We start from the raw sequence: 22,645 nt of genomic DNA on the forward strand, positions 1-22,645 counted from the left end.
TAGTGCTTGGGCCGTGTGCGGGCCCGGTTCGGCGTCGACAGCGCGTCAGAGCGACTGGGAGGCGGCGTGGTTGGTGGTTGAGCGCTGTGTCTGTGCGGGGGCGTGAGTGGTGAGGGCGGCAGTAAAGACCGCTTGGTCGTTCTGCCGGGCGGTGATGTGCACGTGCGCGCGGTTGTGGGGAAGTTCGGTGGTGGTGGCTTGGATCCAGCAAGGAGCGTCGAGTTCGACGTAGTGGTGGAATTGGGCGTGTAGCGCGGAGAGTGTGGCGGGGTGGGGGTGGAGGGCGTGTGCCGCCGCCTGGTGGGCGGCTTCGAGGAGGATCATGCCGGGTACGTGGTCCATGGGGTGGTCGAAGTAGAGCGGGTGGGTGACGTCGACGCGCAGTTGCCATCGGTCGGGTCGGCCGGTCGGGGCGAGGACGACGTCTTTGTCGTGTGTGCGTCCAACGAGGTGCGGTGGGAGCGGCGCCGACGGACGGGGAGCGTTCGCCATGGCGAGGTGAGCGTCGCCGCGGTGTCCGCGAAGCCGCTGATAAAGGGCGGGCGGCTGGTTGTGGAAGCGGGTGTCAGCCGTGCCGATGTGCTCGGTGCCGCGGTACATGCGCACGTGCATGGTCAGTGAGGCGAGACGGTCACGGCGGCGCGTGATGTCCTCGCAGTGCACGCGCAGGTCCAGTGCCTCGGAACCGGTGTTCTCACGTAATGCCGCGGGGTGCAGGGTGAGGCGGAAGTGTTCCCATATCTGGCGGTGGTCGAGGGGCGCCCCGTAGCCGGTGTGACTGACCAGCGGTATGCACTGCCGCACGCTCTCGGCGAGAAGCGTCTCGTCGTAGGGGCTGTCGGCGGCGAGGGGAAAGAGGGGCCATCGGGCTACCGCGGCGAAGGTGTCGTCGCCCGTGTGCCGCCAGTTCTGCAGGAGTACCTGGGCCTCGTCCTTCTTGTGCACGAGCGCCCTCGGTACCTTCGCCGACTGTGGCGTGGGGGTACCGTCGTTGGGGTGCGGGCCGGGCAGGGGTGCGGGGTCGGCGGCAGGCATCAAGGACCTCTCAGGGGAGGTGAACCGGTGGGAGGTGCGTGAAGTACTGGTCGATGTGGAGGCAAATTCGACTTCGCTCCATAACCTAGAGAGCGCTCTGTTTCTTTGTCGAGGGGAATTGGTACGTGCATCCACAGCAACAGCGGGCGGTGAAGACCAGGACGGCACTGGTCCGTGCGGCCGCCGAGGAGTTTGACCAGCATGGATACGCGGGCACGAGTACCACCAAGATCGTCGGCAGGGCCGGCTGCACCATGGGTGCTCTTTACTTCCATTTTGCATCCAAAGATGAACTCGCCCGTGCGGTCATGGCCGAGCAGGCCGCGGACCTGCCGGCGGTGCCCGGTCCGCTCGGATTGCAGCACCTCATCGACAGGACGTTCGTGCTCGCGCGCGAGCTGCAGCGGAACGTCCTGTTCCGTGCCGGGGTCCGACTGTCGATCGAACAGGGGGCGTTCGGCCTTGAGGACGATGCCCCCTACCTGTTGTGGATAGAGGCGTTCAAGGACGAACTGATCGCCGCGCAGGCGCTGGGGCAGCTTCGCGAGGGTGTGGTGCCCGCCCAGTTCGCCCGGATCCTGGTGGGCGCCTACAGCGGGGTGCAGTTGCTGTCCCGGATCAGCGCCCGGCATCAGGACCTCGTGGAGCGCATCACCGATCTGTGGACGTATTTGCTGCCGGCCGTGGCGGAGCCCCCGGTTTCCAGTGCGCTGAGGATCGGACGGAGTCTGGACGAGGGGCGCATGTGAAGCCGTGGAACGTTGTACTGACCGGGGCGACCGGTTTCGTCGGGTCGGCCGTCCTGCGGCGGCTGGCCATGACCGCGGGGCCAGGCGGCCGGCCGGTCAGGATCGTCGCCGTCTCGCGACGGGCGGTCCCCGAGGACCAGGACGGCGCCGTGCGCCGGGTGTCCGCCGACGTGAGCGATCCGGCGGGCGTGCGCGGCCTGCTCGCGGGCGCGGACGCCCTCGTACACGCCGTGTCCTATGTGGGTAAGGACGCGGAACTGTGCCGTGCCGTCAATATCGACGGCACCATGTTCCTCATGCGCGAGGCGGCCGACGCCGGCGTGGAGCGAATCGTGCAGGTCTCCACATCGGCGGTGTACGGGCCTGGACCGCATCGCGGGGTGGATGTGCGGGATCTGCGGCCGGCCCCCTCGTCGGTGGCCAGCGCGAGCCGGCTGGCCGCCGAGAGTTTCACCCTCGGCGCCGGCGGACTCGTACTGCGCCCCAACCTGATCGTCGGACGGGGCGACGCGTGGGTCGTGCCCGCGATCGCCGAACTCACCCGCCGTGTCCCGCCGCAGTGGGGCCACGGGACCGGACTGCAGTCGGTGGTGGACGTGGACGACCTCGCGCGCCTCGTGGCCGCCTCCGCCACCGGCGCCCGTCCCTGCCAAGGGGTTCAGCACGCCGCGCACCCCCGCGCGGTCAGCACCGCCGCCTTACGGGAGGAACTGAGCCGGCACGGCCTGGCGGCCCCCGCGGACGGCGCGGCCAGCTGGGAGAGCTGCCGTACCCTGCTGCGGCGCTCGACGGGCAGGTTCGGTGACCGACAGCTGGAACTGCTGACGCTGGATCACCACTACCTCAGTGACAGAGTCTGGACGCTGCTGGGTGTCGACCCGGGCCCCGGCCCGCTTGCCCGACTCGCGCGGAGCGCCGCCTGGTACCGCAGGGCCGCCGGAGTCAGTGCCACCTGACCGCGTTGCCCGAGGGTGAGCCGATTCCGCCCAGCAGGGACTGCCACAGCCTCGTCACCTGTTCCGCCACGGGTGAGGGCGCGCCGTCTCTCCGCGGGTCGGCGGCCGACAGCAGGCCGGTCTGCACTGCGGCCACCAGGCTCGCCACGAGCACGGTCGCCGTCTCGGGATCGACACCCGGCCGCAGCTCACGCAGGGCCTGGGCCTGGTAGAGCTGGGCGCGGACCGACGCGAACCAACTCCCGTGCCAGTCCACCTGCAGCGACGGCTGTTCCGCCGCGAGCCGGGCGGTGGCCTTCACCGAATCCTCTTCCGACAGCAGGACGGACAGCGCCAGCACCGCCCGGCCGACCGAGCGCAGCGGGGCGCCGCCGTTGTCCTCTCCCGCGACGGCCTCATGGGCCCGGCGGAGTCCCGAGGCGCAGACCGCGCGGGCCAGAGACGCCTTGGTCGGGAAGTGGAACGTCAGCGCGCCCATGGTGACCTCGGCGGTGGCGCACACGTGAGCCAGGGATGTGCCGTCGTAGCCGTGCGCGGCGAAGCCGCCGGCCGCGCTTTCGACGATCCGCCCGCGTGTCCGGACGGCCCGCGTCTGCTCGGCGTGCCCCGCCATCGTCAACTGCCTCCCGCAGGTCTCCTCCCGCAGGCGACGGTGCGGGGCGGACGTGTAAGCCGTGAGCCGCCGGAGGGACCGTAACCGCCCCGCGCGCCGACATGGTCATAACTTGCTCAAGTCACCCTGCGTCTTCCGGAAGTCGCTGGAAAACAAAGAGAGTGCTCTCTATGTTTGTACACCCGACCACAGCGTCCCGGAGGATGAGTTGTGCAGGACAGCGCCGACATCTGTCGCGACGGAGCCATTACGCCTGATACGGGTGCGGTGGCGCGGTTCGTCGACCGGATCTTCGTCGACCTGCCGCGATCGGATCAGCGCGCACGGGCCAGGGAGTACATGACGGGCCTGCTCGCCACCCCGGGCAAGAAGTCGCTGCGGCGGATGGCGGCCGTGGTCTCCTCGTCCCCGAGGACCTCCCAGGCGCTGCAGCAGTTCCTCAACGACAGTCCCTGGGACTGGCGTCCGGTGCGGCGTGCTCTCGCGTACTGGGTCGCGGAACGCGCCGCGGTGTCGAGCTGGACGGTCGCCGTCGCCGAACTCCCCAAGCGGGGCAGCCATTCGGTGGGAGTGCACCAGCGCTACAGCGACGAGGCTCACCGCACGGTCAACTGCCAGCTCGGTGTCGGCCTTTTCCTGGACGGTGAGGGTGTGGCGCTGCCGATCGACTGGAGGCTGGTGCTCCCCGGGCGGTGGCGGACCGATCAGGGCCTGCGTGAATCCGCCCGCATCCCCGACGAGCACGAACCGCCCAGCGCCGAGGACTGTGTCCGTGATTTTCTCCGGACCGCGCGGGAGCCCGGCGGAGGGTACCGGCCGCCGTTCGTGACCGATCTGACCGGGACGCCGCGGGGTGGCAGACTCCTGGGCCTGCTGTCGGAGTCGGGTGAGGGGTTTGTGGCCCGGGTTCCCGAGAGCGCCGTTGTCTTCCCGGCGGGCGGCTCCGAACGGCCGGTGACGGTGGGCCAGCTCGTACGCCGCGCCTCGTTCCCCGGTCCGGCGGCGGACCTCGCGGCCCCTCCCGCTCCCGGCCGGCACCAGGTGCGCGCCTGCACGGTCCGGCTCAGACCGGACGGTCAGCTCCACCGGCTCGTCCTCGGCTACCCGGAGCAGCTCAAGCAGGCGCCGTACGCGGTGGTGGCCGACCTCGTGAACGAGAAACCGGCCGAAATCCTCCGGCTCGCGGGAGCGCCGGCGCGGGCACGCCTGGCCTTGCGTTCCATGCGTCGTGACGGGGGGCTGCGGGACTTCGAGGGGCGTTCCTATCCCGGGTGGCATCATCATATGACGCTGGTCTCCGCCGCCCACGCCTTTCATCTCCTCGGCGGTGTCGCGCCCGCCAGGCGGCCGGCTCCTGAACTGATGCGTGTGGCCTGAGCGTTCGGCGGGATCCGGCCGGTGCTGCGGCGGCGGGCGCAGGACTTGCCAAGAATGCGCCGGTAAGACTCCGCGAAGCCGGTCTTTCGCCTGGTGCGTGATGCACTGACGGTGTCTTGTTTTCCGGTATGAAGCGGAAGAGGGAGTTTCCGTATGCCGTTCGTGGTGTATGTCCTCGGCTTGGCCACCTTCGCACAGGGGACGTCGGAGTACATGCTGTCCGGACTCACTCCTGATATCGCGCACGACATGGGTGTTTCCCTTTCTTCAGCAGGTGTGCTGACGTCGCTGTTCGCAGTTGGAATGGTGGTGGGGGCACCGCTCATGGCCGCCGTCAGTATCGGCTGGCCACGTCGACGTGCCTTGCTGTCCTGTCTTTCAGTGTTCTTGCTCTCCCATGTCGTCGGCGCGTTGAGTGAGGATTTCTGGCTGCTTCTCGTAACGCGGGGTGTCGCGGCGGTCGCCAATGCCGGATTTCTCGCCGTGGGACTGTCGGCGGCCGCTGCGCTGGTCGAGCCCCGGTTGCGCGGCCGAGCGACATCGGTGCTGCTCGGCGGGGTGACGGTCGCCTGTGTGATCGGAGTCCCCGCCGGGGCGGAACTGGGGGAGCTGTGGGGATGGCGGGCGGCATTCTGGGCGGTAAGCATCATTTCCGTGCCGGCTGTCGTCGCCACGATGCGTTCGGTTCCCGCCTCCATCGAAAAAGCCGGCCAACGGCCCGGCGTCCGGCGGGAGATGCGCGCCCTCAAACGACCGCCGGTCATTTTGGTACTGCTGCTCGCCGCGACCGTCAATGCGGCCACCTTCTGCACGTTCACCTATGTGTCGTCCATCGTGGTGCACGTCACCAGAGTTCCTCATGGCTGGGTTCCCGCGGTGCTGGCTCTGTTCGGGTTCGGCGCTTTCCTCGGGGCGAATATCGGTGGCCGGCTGGCGGACGTTCGTCCCCGCCAGGTGATCGGATTTGGTAGTGCGGTGCTTCTCCTGGGCTGGGTGGCGCTTTCCTTCGCCGTCACCGATATGGTGGCCACGTTGGTGCTGCTCTTCTTCCTGGGCATGTTGTGGTTCGCGGTGGGGTCCACCCTCGTCGCCCGTGCCCTGGAGACGGCCTGGGAGGCACCGATGCTCGGCGGTGGATTCTCGACTGCCGCGTTCAATGTCGGCGCGGCACTCGGGCCGCTCGTCGGCGGTCTCGGCATGGACGCAGGGCTCGGGTACCGCTCGCCCATTTGGGGGAGCGCGGTACTCATGGGGGTGGCGCTCCTGGTCATGGGCTGGTTCCGGCTGCGCGACGTGACACCGGTCGAGGCGGCCGGTCGCCCGGACGACGGATCTCGGCGTGAGCACATGCCGCGGCGCGGATCTGACGCCTCGTTCTGAGGGTACGGGCGCTGAAGGTAGTCATCGTAGATGTACCTCTGTGAGGGGGATGGCTTACTTCGTCGCATTCCGCCAGGCTTGTCTCCTGGGCATGACGTGCCCGCGGAAGTCACCTGGGAGAACGGGATTGTGATGAAGATCTTGGTGATTGGTGCGACGGGTACTATCGGTGGAGCGGTGTGCGCCGCGTTGAGCAAGCGTCACGAGGTGTTGCGGGCGTCGCGTTCGGGTCCCCTCACGGTCGATATGGCCGACTCGGCCACCGTCGAAGCCCTGCTGGCACAGGTCGGGGATCTCGATGCCGTGGTGTGCTGCGCGGCCGCCGGGGGGATGGCCCCCTTGTTCGGCGGCTCGGGCGAGTTCTGGGACGGGTTGCGGGAGAAACTGATCGGCCAGGCGGAACTCGTCCGTAGTGCCGCGCCGTTGCTGCGAAGAGGCGGTTCGATCACACTGACCAGTGGCTACTTCCAGGAGCCGGTGGTGGGCAGCGCCCCGGGACATGTGATCAACGCGGGCGTCGAAGCCTTCGTGTACGCGGCGGCGATGGAGATGCCGGCCGGGGTCCGGCTGAACGCGGTCAGTCCAGGGTGGGTGCGTGAGACCTTGCGGGCACTGGGCGAGGATCCCGCCCGTGGCGTGCCCGCCGCCGAGGTCGCGCGCGCCTACGCGGACCTCGTGGAAGGCAGGGAACGCGGTCTGACGCTCGCGGTGGGAGCCCCGTGAACACAAGGGCGCAGGGACAGTGCGTCCTCGGTCCGGGCCGGGGTGCCGGGGCGGCGGAAGGGGCGCCGCCCCGGTCGAGGATCGCTCCGCGTGCGGGCGGGAGCGGACATGCCGTGCTTCTACTGCGCCGGGAGAGGCGTCGCAGAGGTGTCACCGGCCGTCTTCCCGGCGCCGACGTCCGGGCCGCACAGGTCGGCGAGCAGGGCCAGAGCCGCGGCCGAGGGAGAGCCCGGGTCCGCAGTGAAGACAGCCATCCGCTGACCCGCGTCGGTGGACAGGTCCAGCAACTCGTTGTTGAGCGTCAGCGTCCCGACCAGTGGATGGCGGAACTCCCGGGTGAGGTGCGGTACGCACCTGTGTACCGGGTGCGACGCCCACAGCGCGGCGAACTCCTCGCTCTTCATCGTGAGTTCGCCGATCAGCTCGGTCAGCACGAGGTCGTCGGGATACCGGTCCGCGATCAGCCGCAGATCCGCCACGGTGTCCCGGGCCTTGGAACGCCAGTCCGCGTACAGCTCCCGCGTGTGCGGGTCCAAAAAGATCAGCCGCGCGATGTTGGGCCGCTGCCTCGGCTGCCAGGGGCCCTCGAACGGCAGGTGACTGGCCAGCAGCGTGTGGGCCGTGCGGTTCCAGGCCAGGACGTCGGTGCTGCGGCCGATCACCAGGGCGGGCAGGTCCCCGAACCCGTCGATCAGCAGCTGTACGCCGGGGCGAAGCTGCTCGGGACGCGGGTGGCGGCGTGGCTTGGGCGGCCGGTACCGGGCGAGGCTGTGCAGATGGGAGCGTTCGGCCTCGTCGAGCCGCAGGACACGGGCGATCGCGTCGAGGACCGCGTCAGAGGCGTTGGGACTCTGGCCTTGTTCCAGCCGTGTGTAGTAGCCGGCGCTCACGCCGGCGAGTTGGGCCAGCTCCTCACGGCGCAGGCCGGGCACGCGCCGTCGACCGCCGTAGTCGGAGAGACCGACTTCCTCCGGCCTCAGCCGGGCCCGTCGGGTGCGCAGGAATTCACCAAGCTCTGATCGGCGGTCCATATCCTCCACCATGCCCTCTCACGCACTGATTCTGCCTGCACCTGTCAGGTGCAGGCAGAATCAGTGTCCTGGCCGACGGGCTCCCGTACCACGGCCGTCCCGGCATGTGCTCCCTGCCGGGACCGGTCACTGGCGGGCAACAGGGGCCGGGGGAGGCCGGCGGCTGACGCTCAGCGCGGTTCGGGGCCGACGACCCAGTTCTCCCGGACAGCCATGGCGTGCAGGTAGCGCTCGTTGACGAAATTCTTGAAGTCTGCCTCCACGGCGGCGTACTGGGCGGACCTCACCGCCGCCTCAAGGATCGTTGGACTGTCGAACCAGAGGTGGTACGCGGCGTCGAACGGCGGCTCGCTGATGCCGTACCAGGAGTCCCGGGTGAAGGACTGGTCGTAGCGGGCAAGACCCGGGATCCGGGCCACCAGCGGAGCGTGCACCGTGCGGCTGTGCCGCCGGAACTCCTCTGTGCCCGTGCCCTCACGCCTCTTGGCGAGCAGTACGAGCTTGACCCCGGGCTGCACGGTGTTCTCCGGCGCGCCCTTGACCACCGTCTCCGTGTCGGTGTCGAGGACCACGGTGCGCCAGAAGGCGGCCCAGTTCGGTTCGTCCAGCCGCGCGCCCTGAAGGAACTCGGGCGTCTGCAGGGAGGCGAGCTGCTCCTCCTCGTTCTTCAGCCAGATCTCGGCGATGCCGTTCCACAACGGCTCACCGATACCGTTCACGGCAAGTGTTGTGTCGACGGCGTACTTCCGGATCTGCGGGATCTTGGCGGCGAAGCGCACCGCGTGCTGTTCCACCCAGTAGCGGTGAAAATCCGCTTCACTCATGCCGGGCTTCGGGGCGGCGAAAATGAGCTGATGGATCATGGTGATTCCTCTCGTCGGTATCTTCGGTGAATCGAGGCGGTGAGGGGTATCGTCGGTCAGACGCGGTAGCGGCGCTTGACGTCCTCCGCGAACCCGAGATAGTCCCGCAGGGGCCACACCTCTTCGAATTCGAGGAATTCGCGCATCGGGAGTCGGCCGAGTGCCGTCCGGTCGAGTTCCTCCGCGTCCGGGGAATCGATGATGGCAAGGACACGCTTCTGTGCCGCGACTTTCCAGATACCCACGCAGAAACCTGAGTCGACCGTTTCCTGGGCGTGCTCGGCCTCTTCCTGCTCGATCTCCCACAACTCGTCGAGTGTGATGCGGCCTTCGTGCTTCCACTTCATCTGGACATAGAAAAGCAAGATGACTCCCGGGGGCGTGCGGACGTCGGCGGCAATCCCGAACGGATCCGCCGGAACGCTGTCGATGTAACCGCACGCGATGCCGTTAGGAGAAGAAAGAAGAGATGAAGCGCGTATTTCTCGGCAAGTTGACGCAGTGGGTTCCGTGCCGTGCGGCTGTCTCGGCCAGGACCGCGAGGGCGAAGCCTCTTCCGCAGCCGCCGGCCCCTCGATCCTGCACCTGACAGATGTACCCCCAACAGACGTCTGGGTAAGGCCTGCTGTCCGCTCCAGTCTGTAGACCTGTCCCGCGCAGGGGCCAGGGTGGCCCCGCCGATTTCCTGTGAGAGGCGTTCCGATGGCGGCAACCGATACGAAGAGTGCGACAACCGGAGAGGAGGGGACGACGGACCTCGGACTCCGAGGCTGGCTGGTCCTGTTCACTCTCTGCGGTGCCACGTTCATGACCGGCCTGGACTACTCGGTGGTCACCGTCGCCCTGCCTGCCATCGGCCGTGGCCTGCACTTCGCCGACACCGGGTCGCTCCAGTGGGTGTCGACGGCCTGTCTGCTGCCGACCGCGAGTCTGCTTCCGCTGTTCAGCCGGATATCCGACATGGTCGGCCGACGCCGCCTGTTCACCGTGGGCGTCGCCCTGTTCGCGGTGTTCTCGCTGTTCGCCGGGCTGGCGGTCGGGCCGGCGATGCTGATCGCCGCCCGGGTGGGACAGGGCGTGGCCGCCTCCATGATCGCCCCGACGGCGATCGCGCTGATGACGACGGTCTTCCCCGAGGGCCCACGCCGTACGAGGGCTCTGGGCATCAACGGTGCCGTGCTCTCCCTCGGTTTCGTGGTCGGCACACTCGCCGGCGGGGTGATCACCAGCGGGCTCAGCTGGCGTTGGACCATGCTGATTCTGGTGATCATCGGCGCCCTGGTGCTGGCCGGCGCCCTTGTCCTGCTTCCCCGGACCGACACGCGCTCCCGCGCCCGACTGGACGTTCCGGGGGCGGCCCTGGCGATGATCGGCCTGTTCGCCCTGGTGTACGGCATCTCGACCGGTGCCCAGGCCGGCTGGGGCAGTGCCTTCACGCTGGCCTCGCTCGTTTTGGCCGTCGTGGCGCTGGCGGTGTTCCTTCTGGCCGAGCGGCGCCACCCGGACCCGCTGATCCCGTTGGCGCTGCTCAACAGGCCGACGGTCAAGTGGAGCGGGCTGCTGGGCTTCATCACCCTGGGCATGTGCGGCGGCACGTCCGTCCTGCTCAGCCTCTACATGCAGGACGTACTGGGCTACTCGGCCCTCGCCACCGGTGCCGGGTTCCTCGCCGAGGGGCTCACCGCTCTCGTGGGCGGCATGTTCGCGGCCAGGATCATCGCGGCTCTGGGCAACGTGGAGACGATGTTCACCGGCCTGCTCGTGCAGGGTGTCGGCACGGCTCTGATGTTCTTCCTGCCGGCGCACGGCGGCTTGGCGCTTCTGCTGGTCACCTCCGGCGCCATGGGGTTCGGGCACGTGCTGACCGTGGTTGCCTTCATCACCACCATGACGTCGGGGCTCCGTGACGACGAGCAGGGCATCGCCGGCGGCCTTTCGCAGCTGCCGCAGTTCCTCGGAGCCATCGGGACCGCCAGCCTTGCCGCTATCGTCACCGCGCGCAGCAACGCTCTCGCCGCGACGACGACGTCCACGCTGGCCACGCTCGGCGGTCTGCACGTAGCCATGCTGACCGCGGGCATCGTCTGCCTCGTCGGCGCCGTACTGGCCCTGGTCTGCTTGCGCCGTCCCGTGGCGGAAGCCGGCTGACCCGCCCGCGGTCGGACCTGCCGTTCCGCGCACGCTTGCGTCCGGCCCCGCCCGGCCCCCTCCGGCGCGGTGCCGTGACCGCGTCGCGGACGGCGCGACGAAAGGACTCGACATGCAGAAATCCGCCACCGGCACGGACGAGGAGATACGCGCCCGTAACCACGACGCCCTCACGCGGTACTTCCGTCTGCTGGAAGCCCTCGACATCGACGCGTGGATAGAGCTGTGGGCCCCCGACTGCGAGGTGTCGGCCCCCTACGCCGCCGAGAGCGCGGCGCGCGCCCTGTACGGCCGCGAGGATTTGCACCGCCACTACGCGGCCGAGGCGGCGAAGTACGTCCGGCTGCGCTATCCGGCCACGGAGATCCAACCGCTGCTGGACCCGGGCCGCTTCCTCGCCCGCTGGTTTCCGCACGGCGATCTCGCAGACGGAGGTTCGTACCGCAACGAGAACGTCGGCATCTTCGAGTTCGACGCCACCGGGCGGATCAGCCGCTTCGTGGAGTACTTCAACCCCACGTCGCCGTAGTGACACACCTGCTCGCACCCGAAAGGGGCGCCGTCCTTCGACGGCGCCCCTTCATCAACTCCGGCAGGGGTCAGCTCCAGAAGGCGTCGTTGTCCGCCGCCGCGGTGCCCACGAACGCCTCACCGCCGGAGACGATGCGCCCGTCCGCCCACTCCAGGGTGTGCAGCGCGTCGACCGCCAGGCTGTGTCCGTTCTCCCGCACCGCCGCCTCGCGCAGACGCACCACCACCGTCGTGCCGTCCACGAGGGGGTGGCTCCGTTCGGCACGGAAGGTGCCGCCGGTCAGCCGCTCCTGTGCGACGCGGAAGGCGAGCAGTTCCCCGATCCCCTTCTTGACGCCCGAGAGCGGGTGACTGCCGGGCACCGACCAGGCCACGTCGTCGTCCCAGTAGCCCGCGATGAGCTGCCGGTTCCCGCTCGCCAGGGCATCGTAGGCTTCCTCCGTCCGCCGGGCGTTCACCACCTTCTGGTGCTGAAGGGCCGAGGTGGCCAGGGCCTCGAGATTCATCTCGTGGGTGATCACGTTGCCGCCGAAGGCGACGGCGCCGGCCTGCATCTCCTCCACGACGGCGTAGATGTAGGGACGGGACACCTCGCCGAGCACGGAGACGAGGGACTCCGTCAGCTCGCGGGCGACCTCTGCTTTTTGTTCCGTGGTCCAGCCTTCCAGCAGGCTGACGCGAATGATCGGCATCGTAACGCTCCTCTCAGACCGTCAGGACGATCTTGCCGTGGACATGGCCGGACTCGATCAACTCGTGCGCCTTCGCTGCCTGGTCGAGCGGCAGCACCTCGGCCAGCGTCGGGCGCAGCGCACCCGCTTCCACCAGGGCGGTGATCGACTCCAGATCGGCACGGTCGGCTTCGACGGTCAGGGACACCGCCCGCAGGCCGCGTCGTTCGGCCTCACGCACGGCCTGCGGCTCCGGCGGTTCCGGCAGGGAGACCAGGACGCCCCCGGAGCGCATGGTGTCCAGCGAGCGCAGACCGTACTCGCCGGCCACCGTGTCGATCACCACGTCCACGTCGTGGGCGGCGTTCTCGAAGCGGGCGCGGGTGTAGTCGATCGGCTCGTCCAGGCCCATGGCCCGCAACGCCGAGGCGTCGCCGCGCACCGTGCCGTACAGATACGCGGCCCCCCGCGCGCGGGCGATCTGCACCGCCAGGTGCCCCAGCCCGCCGGCGGCGCCGTGCACCAGGACCCTGGACCCTGGCCCCACGCCCCCTACGTTGACCAGGCTCTGCCAGGCCGTCAGCGCGGCGAGCGGCAACGCCGCCGCCTCGGTGTGGGTGAGGGAACCGGGCTTGCGGCCGAGCTGGCCGGAGTCCGCGGTCACGTACTCGGCATAGCCGGCGCCGACCCTCGGGAAGTTGACCATCCCGTACACCTCGTCGCCCGGGGCGAACCGGGTGACGCCGGAGCCGACCTCCTCCACGACTCCCGACACGTCCCAGCCCAGAGTCATCGGGAGGCCGCCCTGCGCCGACGAAATGCCGCCGCCCTCACGGGTCTTCGCGTCCACCGGGTTGACGCCCGCGGCGCTGACCCTTACGAGGACCTCTGTCCACAGCGGCTCCGGGCGGGGCGCCCGGTCGATCCGCAGCACCTGCGGGCCGCCGAAGGTATGTTGGCGAACCGCTCGCATGGTCATGGCCATGGTGGCTCTCTCCTTTTCTTCCGTCGTACGGAGTGGGTTCAGGAGTGCTGGTCCAGCGCCTTGACCAAACGGTGGTCGCGCCCGAAGGAATCGACGGCGATGTCGCGCGGGGTCTTCCCGTCGTGACCCACCAGGTCACGCCGGGCCCCCGCCTCGATCAGCACGTCGGCGCAGTCTTCGTAGCCATGCCACAGGGCGTCGTGCAGCGGGGTGTAGCCGTTCGTGGCGCCCTGGAAGTCGAGGTCGATGCCCGCTGCCTCGACCAAGATTCGGGTGATGTCGGCGTGGCCGTTGTAGACGGCCTTGTGCAGCGGGACGGCCCCGAACGTCGGCTCTGTGGCGTTGACGTCGGCGCCGGCCGCGATCAGCGCGCGGACCATCTCGGTGCGTCCGTCCCTGGCGGCGACCAGAAGCGCTGTGTGCGCGTCGTTGAAGCCGTTGACCACAGGGAAGCGACGATCGACGTCGGTATCCTCGCGCAGCAGGTTTCGAACGGTGTGCGTGTCGCCCGCGTTGACCGCGGTCAGGAGCGCGTGTTCGGCACTGCGTCGCTCGTCGCTCTCGGTGCGCTGCCGGAGAAGCCGCTCGGCTTCCAGCAGCTTCTCCTTGCCGCGCGTGTTGACGTTCAGCTCGTACTCGAAGTGTTCCCGCATCGAGAACCCGTAGTGCGTGGAAAGCCCGAGACCGGCGTTCTGCTCCAGGAGGTAACCGACGATGTCGGGCCACTTGTACCAGAGCGCGTCCATCAACGGGGTGTGCCCCGTGGTGGGCGCGACCGCGTCGACGAAGCTCCCCGCCTCGACCAGCGTGGTCACCGTCGCCAGGTCTCCGCCCTGCACCGCCTTGTGCAGGGCCGTACCCCCGGCCCGGGCGTCGGTGGTGTGCACGTCGGCGCCCGCGCCGATCAGGATGTGCACCAGGTTGGCATGGCCCCGGCCGGCAGCTGTCTGAAGGGCGGTCAGGCCCGACTCGGAGTCACGGAAATCGGGATTGGCACCGATCTCAAGAAGGGCACGGACCTCATGTGACGACCCCTTGCCCACCGCGTCGAGCAGGCGGGCGTCCCGGTCGGCGGTAAAGGCAGCGATCTCCCCGTTGGGATCGAACCAGACCTTCCAACGGGCGATCCGGCCCTGCTCGTCGAGTTCCAGACGATGGCTGTCCTCGATCTCGAAGGGGACCAGCGTGCGGGTGTGCCGGGCCTTGGTGTAGATCCGTGCGTAGGCCGTTCCGCCGTCCACCACGAGCTCGCGGAGCTGGTACTGGAGTACTTCGGTGGTCTCGGCACGGATCCGGAACGCCTCGGCGACGGCGCTACGTCCGACATGCGTGCCGAGGTAGCCGATCACCGCGTTCCATTTGTCCTTCGGGAGTTCGAAGACGACGGACGGAGAAAGGGCGGCGATGATCTTCTCACCGTCGCCTTTGCCGATCGCGTCGAACCACTCCTCAAGGATGGCGCGCGTCTGTTCGCTCTGCATGGGAAACCTCCGAAGGCACGGCTGACGCCGTGAGGAAGAAGAGGGAAATGAGGGGCGAGCCACCCGACCGGTCCCGGCGGATCGCGGAGCCGCCGGTGTGCCGTACGCGCTGCGCGGAGGGGAAATTCGCCGGCCGCCTGACCTTTCCCAGGCTATGGAGTGACGCGTTCCATGCCAATCACCAGCCGTGAATGCCCATCGACATATGGGAGTTGACTTTATCGGCCGACCCGTTCCCGCTGAGTCACCACCGCGCGGGGCGACTTGGCGAAGTCGCCTTCGATGATTCGGTCCGTCCCGCACGTCCCCTTAGAGTCAGGCGTATGGAACAGATGCCCACGGAGCCGTCCGGTGCGACGGCCGCGCTCACGTTCTCGATCGGCGGAAATCTCACAGTCAACCGGCTCGGATTCGGAGCCATGCGGCTCGCCGAAGGAGCCGGGCACAGCAGCGAGTCGCTCGTGTGGACCGGACCGGACGATCCCGAGAACGCCCGCGCCGTCCTGCGACGGGCCGTCGAGCTCGGTGTCGACCTCTTCGACACGGCCGACTCGTACGGTGTGGGAGCCAATGAGGAACTGATCGCTTCCGCGCTCTTCCCCTACAAGGCCGGCACGGTCATCTCCACCAAGTCAGGTGTGGTCCGTCCCTCGCCGGGTGAATGGATTCCGCTGGGACGCCCCGAATACCTCAAGCAGCAGTGCGAGCTGAGCCTTCGCCGGCTCAAGGCGGATCACCTGGACCTGTTGTTCCTGCACCGCGTCGATCCCCAGGTGCCGCTCGCCGAACAGATCGGCGCGCTGGGCGAACTACGGGAGCAGGGCAAGGTGCGGCACATCGGGCTCAGCGAGGTGACGATCGGGGAGATCGAAGAGGCCGTACGCACTGCCCCCATCGCCGCGATCCAGAGCCGCTACAACGTCACGGATCTCGACAACGATGCCGTTGTGGACTACTGCGCCGCCAGGGAGATCGCCTTCCTCGCCTACTTCCCACTGGCGATCGGCGCTCACGCGAGCCCGGACAGCCCACTGGCCGAGGTCGCCCGCGAGACCGGCGCGACGCCGGGACAGGTGGCACTCGCCTGGCTGCTGCACCGGTCACCGTGCGTCCTGCCGATCCCGGGGACGAGGTCGCTCGCGCATCTGGCGGAGAACCAGGACGCGGCGAAGGTCCGACTGACACAGGAACAGTTCGACCGACTGACCAAGACCGCCTGAGCCGAACGTGCCCGCCCACACCGACCACACCGACCACACGGGCCCCCGAACCACCCCTCACCCGAGTGATATCCATGGAGGAACAATGAGCACCAAAGATCCCAAGATCGAAGCCATCGAGCGGTTCTTCACGGCGTACGCGGACAACGACGTGGACGGCATCGCGCAGGTCCTCTCCCAGGACATCGAGTGGACGATTCCCGGCCACCACCCCCTGGCGGGCACCAAGCACGGCATCACCGAGGTGCGCTCCTTCTTCGAGCAGCTCGGCAAGACCGGCTTCCAGGCGGACCCGCTGTTCCTGGGGGCCAACGAGGAATACGTCGTCGACGTGCACCGCGGCTGGTCCACCGAGGGCGTCGGCAAGGTCGACACCATCTGGGCCCTGGTCTGGCATTTCGGCGCGGACGGCAAGGTCGATCGCGTCATCAACCTCAGCGGCGACCAGCACCAGATGGACTCCTTCGTCTGGTCCAACTTCAGCCTCGCGGCACTCCCGGACCGCCTGGCCTGAGCCTCTGGGGAGCCCGCGCTCGCCCGACCCCGAAATCGTGCGGCGCGCGGGCTCCCCACGCTCCTAGGGCCTGATCCGGCCTGATCCGGCCTGATTCGGACGACAGGCCCTAGGTGCGGCGAATCTCCGACGTGCGTCACCGGCCTGCCGCGGTGAGTTCCCGATCCAGCGCCGCCAGCGGTATCCGTGTCCAGTGCGGCCGGTGCCGCGTCTCGTACAACACCTCGTAGACAGCCTTGTCCAGTTCGCAGGCACGCAGCACCGTGAGCAGATCCGCCTGAAGCGGACGTCCCGCGGTGTAGCCCCGCAGGAATTCCCGCCGGAGCCGACGCGACCAGGGCAGGGCGCCGGTGTCGTCATCCTGCGACCCGTCGACCGCCGTCAGCCGCTCGGTGGGGTCGTGGTGTGCCGCGTAGTCGAAGGAGCGGAGCATCCCCGCCACGTCCCGAAGCGGCGAGTGACGGCCGGTCCGCTGCGCGGGGGATGCCAGCGGCTCACCCTCGAAGTCGAGCAGCAGCCATCCGGTCCCGGTCCTGAGGGTCTGTCCCAGGTGCAGGTCGCCATGGATAGGGTGGGCGACGCGGGGTACGGCGGGGCGCAGGGCCGCGACCGAGGCGAAGGCCGCACGGAGCGGTGCTGCCAGCGGTTCGAGCCGCGGACACTCCTCCAACGCGTGCTCCAGACGCTGCGAGAACACCTCCGACATCCGCCGGTAGTGGCCCGGTCCCATGATCACCTGGCCGCCCGCACGGGCCAGATCGCGGTGGACGGCCGCGACCGCCGTGCCGAGGTCCCGCATCTGCGCGGGGAAACGCGTGTGTACCGCGTCGGCGCCGCGTGCGGCCTCCACCGCGAGGGCCCAGCCGTCCACCGCGTCCGGCAGGAACCGTTGCAGCGTGGCGAGCGTGGCGCCCGTCGCGGCATCCTCCACCGCCCCCAGCAAGGGTGTGACATGCGGTGAGCCGGCGTCCCTCAACAGCCGGTGCACCGTCAGGTCGGCACTCGGGCCGGGCCCCGGCCGCCGGAACAGCTTGAGAATGTACTGCTCCCCGGCGATGACGGAGCTGTTGCTCTGCTCGGCGGCGAGCGGCCGCACCGGCAGTCCCGCCCGCGGGGCGGGGCCGGCATGCCCCTCGGGGCGGTAGCTCACGCCGTCCATCGTGCGGCCCTCCACGATGTGCCGGACAAGGGCGTTGACGAGAGCCGCGTCGCTGAGCGCGTCGTACACGGTGATGGCGCCGACGCGCGCCACCAGGCTGCTGCCCACCGGAACGACCGTGCCGCGGGTCATCCCCAGCGCGAGAAGGTAGGTCGTCCCGTCAGCGCCGCCGTCGCCCCGGACATGGGCATGGACGAACGCGCCGGCGGAGCTCGCGTCGGCCGAGTCGTGGGTGAAGCGGTGCACACCGGTCACCCTCAGCCCCGCCGGCGTGCCGCCTGAGCCCGCGAACCAGCGCTGCTCGGGCAGCCAGGCTGCCAGGCCCCGGCGGACCTCGGCCGACCGCAGAACGGCCGACGCGCTCGGGAGGGGAGCGCTCACTGGTCCTCCTCCGCTGTCAGCGCCAGCCAGTAGGTGCCGTAACCGGAGAGCGTGAGCCGGTACGGCGTGTCGTCGACCGGTGCGAATTTCGTGCCTCCGGTGAGCTCGACCGGGATGGTGCCTGGCTCCGCGGGCAGGTGCAGCGAGACGGGCTGCGGGGAGGCCGAAAGGTTGTTGACGCACACCACGGTGTCCCGGGTGCCGTCGTCCCTCTTGTACTCCCGGACGTACGCGAGCACCTTCTTGTTGGAGGTGGCCAGCTCCCGGTAGGTGCCGAGTCCGAACGCGTGGTGGGCACGGCGGATTGCGAGCATGCGCCGGGTCCAGTGCAACAGCGACGCGGGCGTCTTCAACTGTGCCTCGACGTTGACGGACTGATAACCGTAGACGGCGTCCATGTTGACGGGCAGCCGCAGCCGGCCGGGGTCCGCGGTGGAGAACCCCGCGTTGCGGTCGGGTGACCACTGCATGGGGGTGCGCACCGCGTCCCGGTCGTTGAGCCAGATGTTGTCGCCCATGCCGATCTCGTCCCCGTAGTACAGGATGGGGCTGCCGGGCAGCGACAGCAGCAGTGTGGTGCACAGCTCGATCTGGTCGCGGTCGTTGTCCAGGAGCGGGGCGAGGCGTCTGCGGATCCCGATGTTGGCCCGCATCCGAGGATCGTGGGCGTAGTTGGCCCACATGTAGTCGCGTTCCTCGTCGGTGACCATCTCCAGGGTCAGTTCGTCGTGGTTGCGCAGGAAGATGACCCATTGGCTGCCGCTCGGGATGTCCGGGGTGGCGGCGAGGATGTCGGAGATCGGCAGCCGGCTTTCCTGCCGTACGGCCATGAAGATCCGCGGCATCAGCGGGAAGTGGAAGGCCAGGTGGCACTCGTCCCCGCCGGCCGCCGGGTCGCCGAAGTAGTCCACGGCGTCACGGGGCCACTGGTTGGCCTCGGCGAGCAGCACCCGGCCCGGATACTCGTCGTCGACGACCTTGCGCACCATTTTCAGGAAGTCGTGGGTCTCGGGCAGGTTCTCGCAGTCGGTGTTCTCGCGGGCGAAGAGGTACGGTACGGCGTCCAGGCGGAAGCCGTCGATGCCCAGGTCCAGCCAGAACCGCAGCACGTCGAGCATGGCGTCCCGCACGCGCGGGTTGTCGTAGTTGAGGTCCGGCTGGTGGGAGAAGAAGCGGTGCCAGTAGTACTGACGGCGCACCGGGTCGTACGTCCAGTTGGAACTCTCGGTGTCCACGAAGATGATCCGGGCCTGGGAGTAACCCCGGTCGTCGTCGGCCCACATGTAGAAGTCGCCGTAGGGGCCCTGGGGGTCGCTGCGGGACTGCTGGAACCAGGGGTGCGCGTCGGACGTATGGTTCATGACCAGGTCGATGATGACTCTGATGCCCCGTGAGTGGGCCGCCTCCAGCAGTGTGACGAAGTCGTCTATGCGGCCGAACTCGCGCAGCACGGTGCGGTAGTCGCTGATGTCGTAGCCGCCGTCCCGCAGGGGCGAGGCGAAGAACGGCGGCAGCCAAAGACAGTCGACACCGAGCCATTGCAGGTAATCAAGCTTGTCGGTGAGGCCCTTGAGGTCCCCCGTACCGTCGCCGTCGCTGTCGGCGAAGGAGCGGGCGAGCACTTCGTAGAAGACCCCGGTCCGGAACCAGTCCGGCTGGTCCGACGCAGTGGGCACGGTCGTCTCAGCCATGGGTCACCACACTCCATATCTGTGCCGTCGCGCGAGCCGGGTCGACGAGGATCTCGTGGCTGTCGCTCCACTCGCTCACCTCGCCGGTGATCTCGTCCCGCAACGTCAGTCGGCGCGCCGGTCCGAACGCCGGCGGGGACAGTGCGCCGCGTACCGTGCCTTTCTGGACCTCGTGCGGGTCGAGGGTGACCACGCACAGCACAGCGTCCGCCGACCCGGGATCGGTCTTGACGTAGGCGAGCAACGCGTCGTTGTCGACGTCGAGGAAGTGGATCCGCCGCAGCTGCTGAAGGGCCGGGTGGGCGCGGCGCACCATGTTGAGACGGGTGACCCACGGCGCGAGTGTACGGTCCTGACGTTCGGCGGCCGCGTGGTCGCGGGGCCGCAGCTGGTACTTCTCCGAGTCGAGGTACTCCTCGGAGCCCTGGCGTACGGCCCGGTGCTCGTAGAGCTCGTAGCCGGAGTAGACGCCCCAGGCCGGCGAGAGGGTGGCGGCGAGCGCGGCCCGCAGGGCGAACATGGCGGGGCCGCCCGACTGCAGGGCCTGCTGAAGGATGTCAGGGGTGTTGACGAAGAGGTTCGGCCGGAGGAAGTCCGCCCCCTCGGCCAGTTCCCGGGCGTAGGAGGTGAGTTCGCGCTTGGAGGTGCGCCAGGTGAAATAGGTGTACGACTGCGTGAAGCCGACCTTGGCCAGTCCTTGGAGCACGGCCGGTCTGGTGAAGGCCTCGGCGAGGAACAGGGCGTCCGGGTAGGTGTCCTTGACCCGCCAGATCAGATAGTCCCAGAACGCCGGCGGTTTGGTGTGCGGGTTGTCGACGCGGAAGATACGCACCCCGTGGGCGGCCCAGAACAAGGTGACGCGCAGCAGTTCGGGCCACAGCCCGTCCGGGTCGTTGTCGAAGTTCAACGGGTAGATGTCCTCGTAGGACTTGGGCGGATTCTCCGCGAACGCGATACCCCCGTCCGGGCGTGTGGTGAACCACTCGGGGTGGCTGGTGACCCACGGGTGGTCCGGCGAACACTGGAAGGCGAGGTCGAGTGCGACCTCCATCTCCAGACCCCTGGCCGCCTCGACGAACGCGTCGAAGTCGTCCAGGGTGCCGAGCGCGGGGTGCACGGCGTCGTGACCGCCCTCCGCAGCGCCCACCGCCCACGGTGAGCCCACGTCGTCGGGACCGGCACACAATGCGTTGTTGGGGCCCTTGCGATGCGTGCGGCCGATGGGACTCACCGGCGGCAGATAGACCACGTCGAACCCCATACCGGCCACGCGCGGCAAGTCCTTCGCCGCGGTGGCGAAGGTGCCGTGCACGGGGGAGCCGGCGCTGTCCGTGCCTCCGGTGGAGCGGGGGAACATTTCGTACCAGGCGCCGTGCAGCGCCCGGACGCGGTCGGCCCAGACGTGATGCACCGTCCCCGGTGTCAGCAGGTCCCGCAACGGGTTCCGGCTGACGAGTGAGGCGATCTCCGTGCTGAGGGCCGGACCCAGCCGCCGCGTCAGTTCGAGATCACCGCGCCGGAGCCGGGCCGCGGCGAGCAGTGGGGTCTGCGGCTCGCCGCTCTCCGCCGCCAGCCGTTCCAGGAGCCGCGCCCCCGTCTCCAGGTCGGCCGCCAGCCGCTCCGCCTGCCAGCCCGCCTCCGTCTTGGCGCGGACGGCGTGGAGCCAGCTGGCCCACGGATCTCCCCACGCCTCGACGTGGTAGAGCCACATACCCTCCCGGTCGGGGACGACCGTGGCCTCCCAACGGTCCAGACCCTGGTCGGTGAGGGCCATGGGCACCCGCACCACCGTGTCCTGGGTCTCCGAATGGCGCCACACGACGCCGGCGGCAACGGCCTCGTGGCCCTCGCGCCACACCGTCGCGCTCACCGGGACGTGCTCGCCCACCACCGCCTTGGCGGGGTAGCCGCCTACATCCACCGCTGGTGCCACGTCCGTGATGGCAAATCTGCCGGTCAATGCTCCCACTCCTTCCACAAGAACCTGCGAATACCTCGGGTAATTCTGCAGAGCCGGACCACGCAGGACCGCTTTTTGTCGGCCGGGCCGATTGCACTGCGTCAACTCGTGCAAGTCTCCTGATCCATGCCGTGCGGGAATGCGGGATTGTCCCTACCACCACTGGGTTAACTTGCCGAAGTGGCCTCATCGGGGGCCGGTGCTGTTGCTCGCCCGTCGGCCGTCCTGCTCTACTCGAATAGCCCGCAGCAGGGACGTGAATCCCCGAGATCGCGGAGCATTCCGGAAGGTATCTCCTTCCGCAAACGACGGAGAAGATAATGTCGAAGAGGATTCTTGTCGTCCTGTCCGAGTACGGTTATTGGGGGGAGGAACTCGTCGGCCCGATCGAGGCCTTCGACAAGCACCGCTACCAGGTGACGTTCATGACGCCGACCGGGAAGCGGGCGCAGGCGCTCCCGCCGAGCGTCGACCCGGAGTACATCGACCCTCCGCTGGGCAGGTCGGTCACCACTCGGGACATGGCACGCCGGGCGTCCGAGCTCGACGCGTCCTCCCGCCTGGACAACCCGCTGAGCCTGCAGGACCTGGTGCCGGAGCGCCCCTATTACAGCTCCCTGAACCACCTGCGTGAGCTGGAGAACTATCACCGCCGACTCGACTCCTCGCTGACCGACCTGGTGTCGGGCTTCGATGCCCTCGTCATCGTCGGCGGCTCCGGCCCCATCGTGGACCTTGCCAACAACGAGCGGCTGCACGAGGTGGTTCTCGCCTTCACCGCCGCCGACAAGCCGATCCTCGCCGAGTGCTACGGCGTGGCCGTCCTCGCCTTCGCTCGCGATCTGGAAAGCCGCGAGAGCATCCTGTGGGGCAGGCACGTCACCGGTCACCCCAAGGAGTACGACTACAAGGACGGCACTGGATTCATCGGGGTGGACTTCAACATGGGCCCGCCGCCGTACCCGCTCGAGTACATCCTGCGGGACGCCACGGGGCCGGAAGGAGCGTTCCACGGGAATGTGGGCAAGGAGACGTCTGTCCTTGTCGATTATCCCTTCGTGACGGCCCGTTCGACGCCGGACTCGATTCTCGGCGGAGAAAAGCTGGTGGAGACCCTGGAAGACGGTCTGCGCCGCTACGGCTGGTAATATCCCCTACCTTCGGAAAGGATTCCCGC

21 protein-coding genes are annotated in these 22,645 nt (G+C 68.7%); 10 read left to right on the forward strand and 11 right to left on the reverse strand.

Annotated elements, in window-relative coordinates:
- Window positions 1–45 precede the first annotated feature (45 nt).
- Entirely contained in the window at window positions 46–1,035 is a 990-nt protein-coding gene (locus HY68_RS34590) for a ScbA/BarX family gamma-butyrolactone biosynthesis protein (RefSeq protein ID WP_041999478.1), read from the reverse strand.
- A gap of 125 nt (window positions 1,036–1,160) precedes the next feature.
- Here HY68_RS34590 and HY68_RS34595 point away from each other — a divergent pair, with 125 nt between their 5' ends.
- Both HY68_RS34595 and HY68_RS34600 read left to right on the forward strand, forming a co-directional pair.
- Window positions 1,161–1,784: a ScbR family autoregulator-binding transcription factor gene (locus tag HY68_RS34595; protein ID WP_041999481.1), complete on the forward strand. Its 624-nt coding sequence runs from the start codon at window positions 1,161–1,163 to the stop codon at window positions 1,782–1,784.
- Window positions 1,781–2,740: an NAD-dependent epimerase/dehydratase family protein gene (locus HY68_RS34600; protein WP_041999483.1), complete on the forward strand. Its 960-nt coding sequence runs from the start codon at window positions 1,781–1,783 to the stop codon at window positions 2,738–2,740. Before HY68_RS34595 ends, HY68_RS34600 begins: the two co-directional genes overlap by 4 nt.
- On the opposite strand, the gene HY68_RS34605 is transcribed toward HY68_RS34600, so the two are convergent.
- The gene (locus tag HY68_RS34605; RefSeq protein ID WP_052457461.1) at window positions 2,727–3,353 is read right to left on the reverse strand and encodes a TetR/AcrR family transcriptional regulator; all 627 of its coding nucleotides are present in this window, start codon (window positions 3,351–3,353) and stop codon (window positions 2,727–2,729) included. The genes HY68_RS34600 and HY68_RS34605 overlap by 14 nt on opposite strands.
- A 210-nt stretch (window positions 3,354–3,563) precedes the next feature.
- Here HY68_RS34605 and HY68_RS34610 point away from each other — a divergent pair, with 210 nt between their 5' ends.
- The 3 genes from HY68_RS34610 (at window position 3,564) to HY68_RS34620 (ending at window position 6,833) form a co-directional block, all read left to right on the forward strand.
- Window positions 3,564–4,730 carry a transposase gene (locus tag HY68_RS34610; RefSeq protein WP_078864086.1) on the forward strand — a complete coding sequence of 389 codons (1,167 nt, stop codon included), beginning with the start codon at window positions 3,564–3,566 and terminating at the stop codon, window positions 4,728–4,730.
- Between the two features lie 153 nt (window positions 4,731–4,883).
- Entirely contained in the window at window positions 4,884–6,110 is a 1,227-nt protein-coding gene (locus HY68_RS34615) for a Cmx/CmrA family chloramphenicol efflux MFS transporter (protein ID WP_063779740.1), read from the forward strand.
- A gap of 132 nt (window positions 6,111–6,242) precedes the next feature.
- Entirely contained in the window at window positions 6,243–6,833 is a 591-nt protein-coding gene (locus HY68_RS34620) for a short chain dehydrogenase (RefSeq protein ID WP_042000758.1), read from the forward strand.
- Between the two features lie 119 nt (window positions 6,834–6,952).
- On the opposite strand, the gene HY68_RS34625 is transcribed toward HY68_RS34620, so the two are convergent.
- The 3 genes from HY68_RS34625 to HY68_RS34635 form a co-directional block, all read right to left on the reverse strand.
- Window positions 6,953–7,864: a helix-turn-helix transcriptional regulator gene (locus tag HY68_RS34625; RefSeq protein ID WP_041999485.1), complete on the reverse strand. Its 912-nt coding sequence runs from the start codon at window positions 7,862–7,864 to the stop codon at window positions 6,953–6,955.
- Window positions 7,865–8,034: 170 nt separating this feature from the next.
- On the reverse strand, window positions 8,035–8,727 hold the full coding sequence (locus tag HY68_RS34630) for an EthD family reductase (RefSeq protein WP_041999489.1): 693 nt from the start codon (window positions 8,725–8,727) through the stop codon (window positions 8,035–8,037).
- Window positions 8,728–8,783: 56 nt separating this feature from the next.
- Entirely contained in the window at window positions 8,784–9,092 is a 309-nt protein-coding gene (locus tag HY68_RS34635; RefSeq protein ID WP_041999492.1) for a muconolactone Delta-isomerase family protein, read from the reverse strand.
- 415 nt (window positions 9,093–9,507) lie between these two features.
- On the opposite strand from HY68_RS34635, the gene HY68_RS34640 reads away from it, so the two are divergent.
- Window positions 9,508–10,875 carry an MFS transporter gene (locus HY68_RS34640; protein WP_277816790.1) on the forward strand — a complete coding sequence of 456 codons (1,368 nt, stop codon included), beginning with the start codon at window positions 9,508–9,510 and terminating at the stop codon, window positions 10,873–10,875.
- A gap of 112 nt (window positions 10,876–10,987) precedes the next feature.
- The gene (locus tag HY68_RS34645; protein ID WP_041999498.1) at window positions 10,988–11,404 is read left to right on the forward strand and encodes a nuclear transport factor 2 family protein; all 417 of its coding nucleotides are present in this window, start codon (window positions 10,988–10,990) and stop codon (window positions 11,402–11,404) included.
- Window positions 11,405–11,474: 70 nt separating this feature from the next.
- Here the strand turns inward: HY68_RS34645 and HY68_RS39800 are convergent, their stop codons facing one another.
- From HY68_RS39800 to HY68_RS34660, 3 genes are read right to left on the reverse strand one after another with little or no spacing between them, the layout of a single operon-like run.
- Window positions 11,475–12,098, reverse strand: a complete 624-nt coding sequence (locus tag HY68_RS39800; protein ID WP_052457463.1) for a tautomerase family protein — start codon at window positions 12,096–12,098, stop codon at window positions 11,475–11,477.
- Window positions 12,099–12,111: 13 nt separating this feature from the next.
- Window positions 12,112–13,062 (reverse strand): NADP-dependent oxidoreductase, encoded by a 951-nt coding sequence (locus HY68_RS34655; RefSeq protein ID WP_041999500.1) that lies wholly within the window; start codon window positions 13,060–13,062, stop codon window positions 12,112–12,114.
- 38 nt (window positions 13,063–13,100) lie between these two features.
- Entirely contained in the window at window positions 13,101–14,543 is a 1,443-nt protein-coding gene (locus HY68_RS34660) for an ankyrin repeat domain-containing protein (RefSeq protein ID WP_041999502.1), read from the reverse strand.
- A gap of 323 nt (window positions 14,544–14,866) precedes the next feature.
- Here HY68_RS34660 and HY68_RS34665 point away from each other — a divergent pair, with 323 nt between their 5' ends.
- Both HY68_RS34665 and HY68_RS34670 read left to right on the forward strand, forming a co-directional pair.
- The gene (locus HY68_RS34665) at window positions 14,867–15,763 is read left to right on the forward strand and encodes an aldo/keto reductase (protein ID WP_041999505.1); all 897 of its coding nucleotides are present in this window, start codon (window positions 14,867–14,869) and stop codon (window positions 15,761–15,763) included.
- An 85-nt stretch (window positions 15,764–15,848) separates the two neighbouring features.
- Window positions 15,849–16,277, forward strand: a complete 429-nt coding sequence (locus tag HY68_RS34670) for a nuclear transport factor 2 family protein (RefSeq protein WP_041999508.1) — start codon at window positions 15,849–15,851, stop codon at window positions 16,275–16,277.
- A gap of 136 nt (window positions 16,278–16,413) precedes the next feature.
- On the opposite strand, the gene HY68_RS34675 is transcribed toward HY68_RS34670, so the two are convergent.
- The 3 genes from HY68_RS34675 to HY68_RS34685 are packed head-to-tail and all read right to left on the reverse strand — an operon-like array spanning window position 16,414 to window position 21,468.
- Window positions 16,414–17,817 carry a hypothetical protein gene (locus tag HY68_RS34675; protein WP_041999511.1) on the reverse strand — a complete coding sequence of 468 codons (1,404 nt, stop codon included), beginning with the start codon at window positions 17,815–17,817 and terminating at the stop codon, window positions 16,414–16,416.
- The gene (gene treS / locus HY68_RS34680; RefSeq protein ID WP_041999513.1) at window positions 17,814–19,508 is read right to left on the reverse strand and encodes a maltose alpha-D-glucosyltransferase; all 1,695 of its coding nucleotides are present in this window, start codon (window positions 19,506–19,508) and stop codon (window positions 17,814–17,816) included. The genes HY68_RS34675 and treS overlap by 4 nt, the downstream gene beginning before the upstream one ends.
- Complete coding sequence (locus HY68_RS34685) at window positions 19,501–21,468, reverse strand: maltotransferase domain-containing protein (RefSeq protein WP_041999515.1); 1,968 nt, start codon at window positions 21,466–21,468, stop codon at window positions 19,501–19,503. Before HY68_RS34685 ends, treS begins: the two co-directional genes overlap by 8 nt.
- A 320-nt stretch (window positions 21,469–21,788) precedes the next feature.
- On the opposite strand from HY68_RS34685, the gene HY68_RS34690 reads away from it, so the two are divergent.
- Complete coding sequence (locus HY68_RS34690) at window positions 21,789–22,616, forward strand: type 1 glutamine amidotransferase domain-containing protein (RefSeq protein ID WP_041999518.1); 828 nt, start codon at window positions 21,789–21,791, stop codon at window positions 22,614–22,616.
- The last annotated feature ends 29 nt before the right edge of the window (window positions 22,617–22,645 follow it).

Origin of the sequence: Streptomyces sp. AcH 505, assembly GCF_000818175.1 — a bacterium.
Lineage (GTDB): Bacteria > Actinomycetota > Actinomycetes > Streptomycetales > Streptomycetaceae > Streptomyces.

Coding starts and splice junctions, on each gene's coding strand:
- HY68_RS39800 (WP_052457463.1), bottom strand. CDS start 12,098: ATGCCGATCATTCGCGTCAGCCTGCTGGAAGGCTGGACCACGGAACAA.
- treS (WP_041999513.1), bottom strand. CDS start 19,508: ATGGCTGAGACGACCGTGCCCACTGCGTCGGACCAGCCGGACTGGTTC.
- HY68_RS34605 (WP_052457461.1), bottom strand. CDS start 3,353: ATGGCGGGGCACGCCGAGCAGACGCGGGCCGTCCGGACACGCGGGCGG.
- HY68_RS34670 (WP_041999508.1), top strand. CDS start 15,849: ATGAGCACCAAAGATCCCAAGATCGAAGCCATCGAGCGGTTCTTCACG.
- HY68_RS34665 (WP_041999505.1), top strand. CDS start 14,867: ATGGAACAGATGCCCACGGAGCCGTCCGGTGCGACGGCCGCGCTCACG.
- HY68_RS34655 (WP_041999500.1), bottom strand. CDS start 13,062: ATGGCCATGACCATGCGAGCGGTTCGCCAACATACCTTCGGCGGCCCG.
- HY68_RS34645 (WP_041999498.1), top strand. CDS start 10,988: ATGCAGAAATCCGCCACCGGCACGGACGAGGAGATACGCGCCCGTAAC.
- HY68_RS34660 (WP_041999502.1), bottom strand. CDS start 14,543: ATGCAGAGCGAACAGACGCGCGCCATCCTTGAGGAGTGGTTCGACGCG.
- HY68_RS34615 (WP_063779740.1), top strand. CDS start 4,884: ATGCCGTTCGTGGTGTATGTCCTCGGCTTGGCCACCTTCGCACAGGGG.
- HY68_RS34630 (WP_041999489.1), bottom strand. CDS start 8,727: ATGATCCATCAGCTCATTTTCGCCGCCCCGAAGCCCGGCATGAGTGAA.
- HY68_RS34590 (WP_041999478.1), bottom strand. CDS start 1,035: ATGCCTGCCGCCGACCCCGCACCCCTGCCCGGCCCGCACCCCAACGAC.
- HY68_RS34620 (WP_042000758.1), top strand. CDS start 6,243: ATGAAGATCTTGGTGATTGGTGCGACGGGTACTATCGGTGGAGCGGTG.
- HY68_RS34690 (WP_041999518.1), top strand. CDS start 21,789: ATGTCGAAGAGGATTCTTGTCGTCCTGTCCGAGTACGGTTATTGGGGG.
- HY68_RS34625 (WP_041999485.1), bottom strand. CDS start 7,864: ATGGACCGCCGATCAGAGCTTGGTGAATTCCTGCGCACCCGACGGGCC.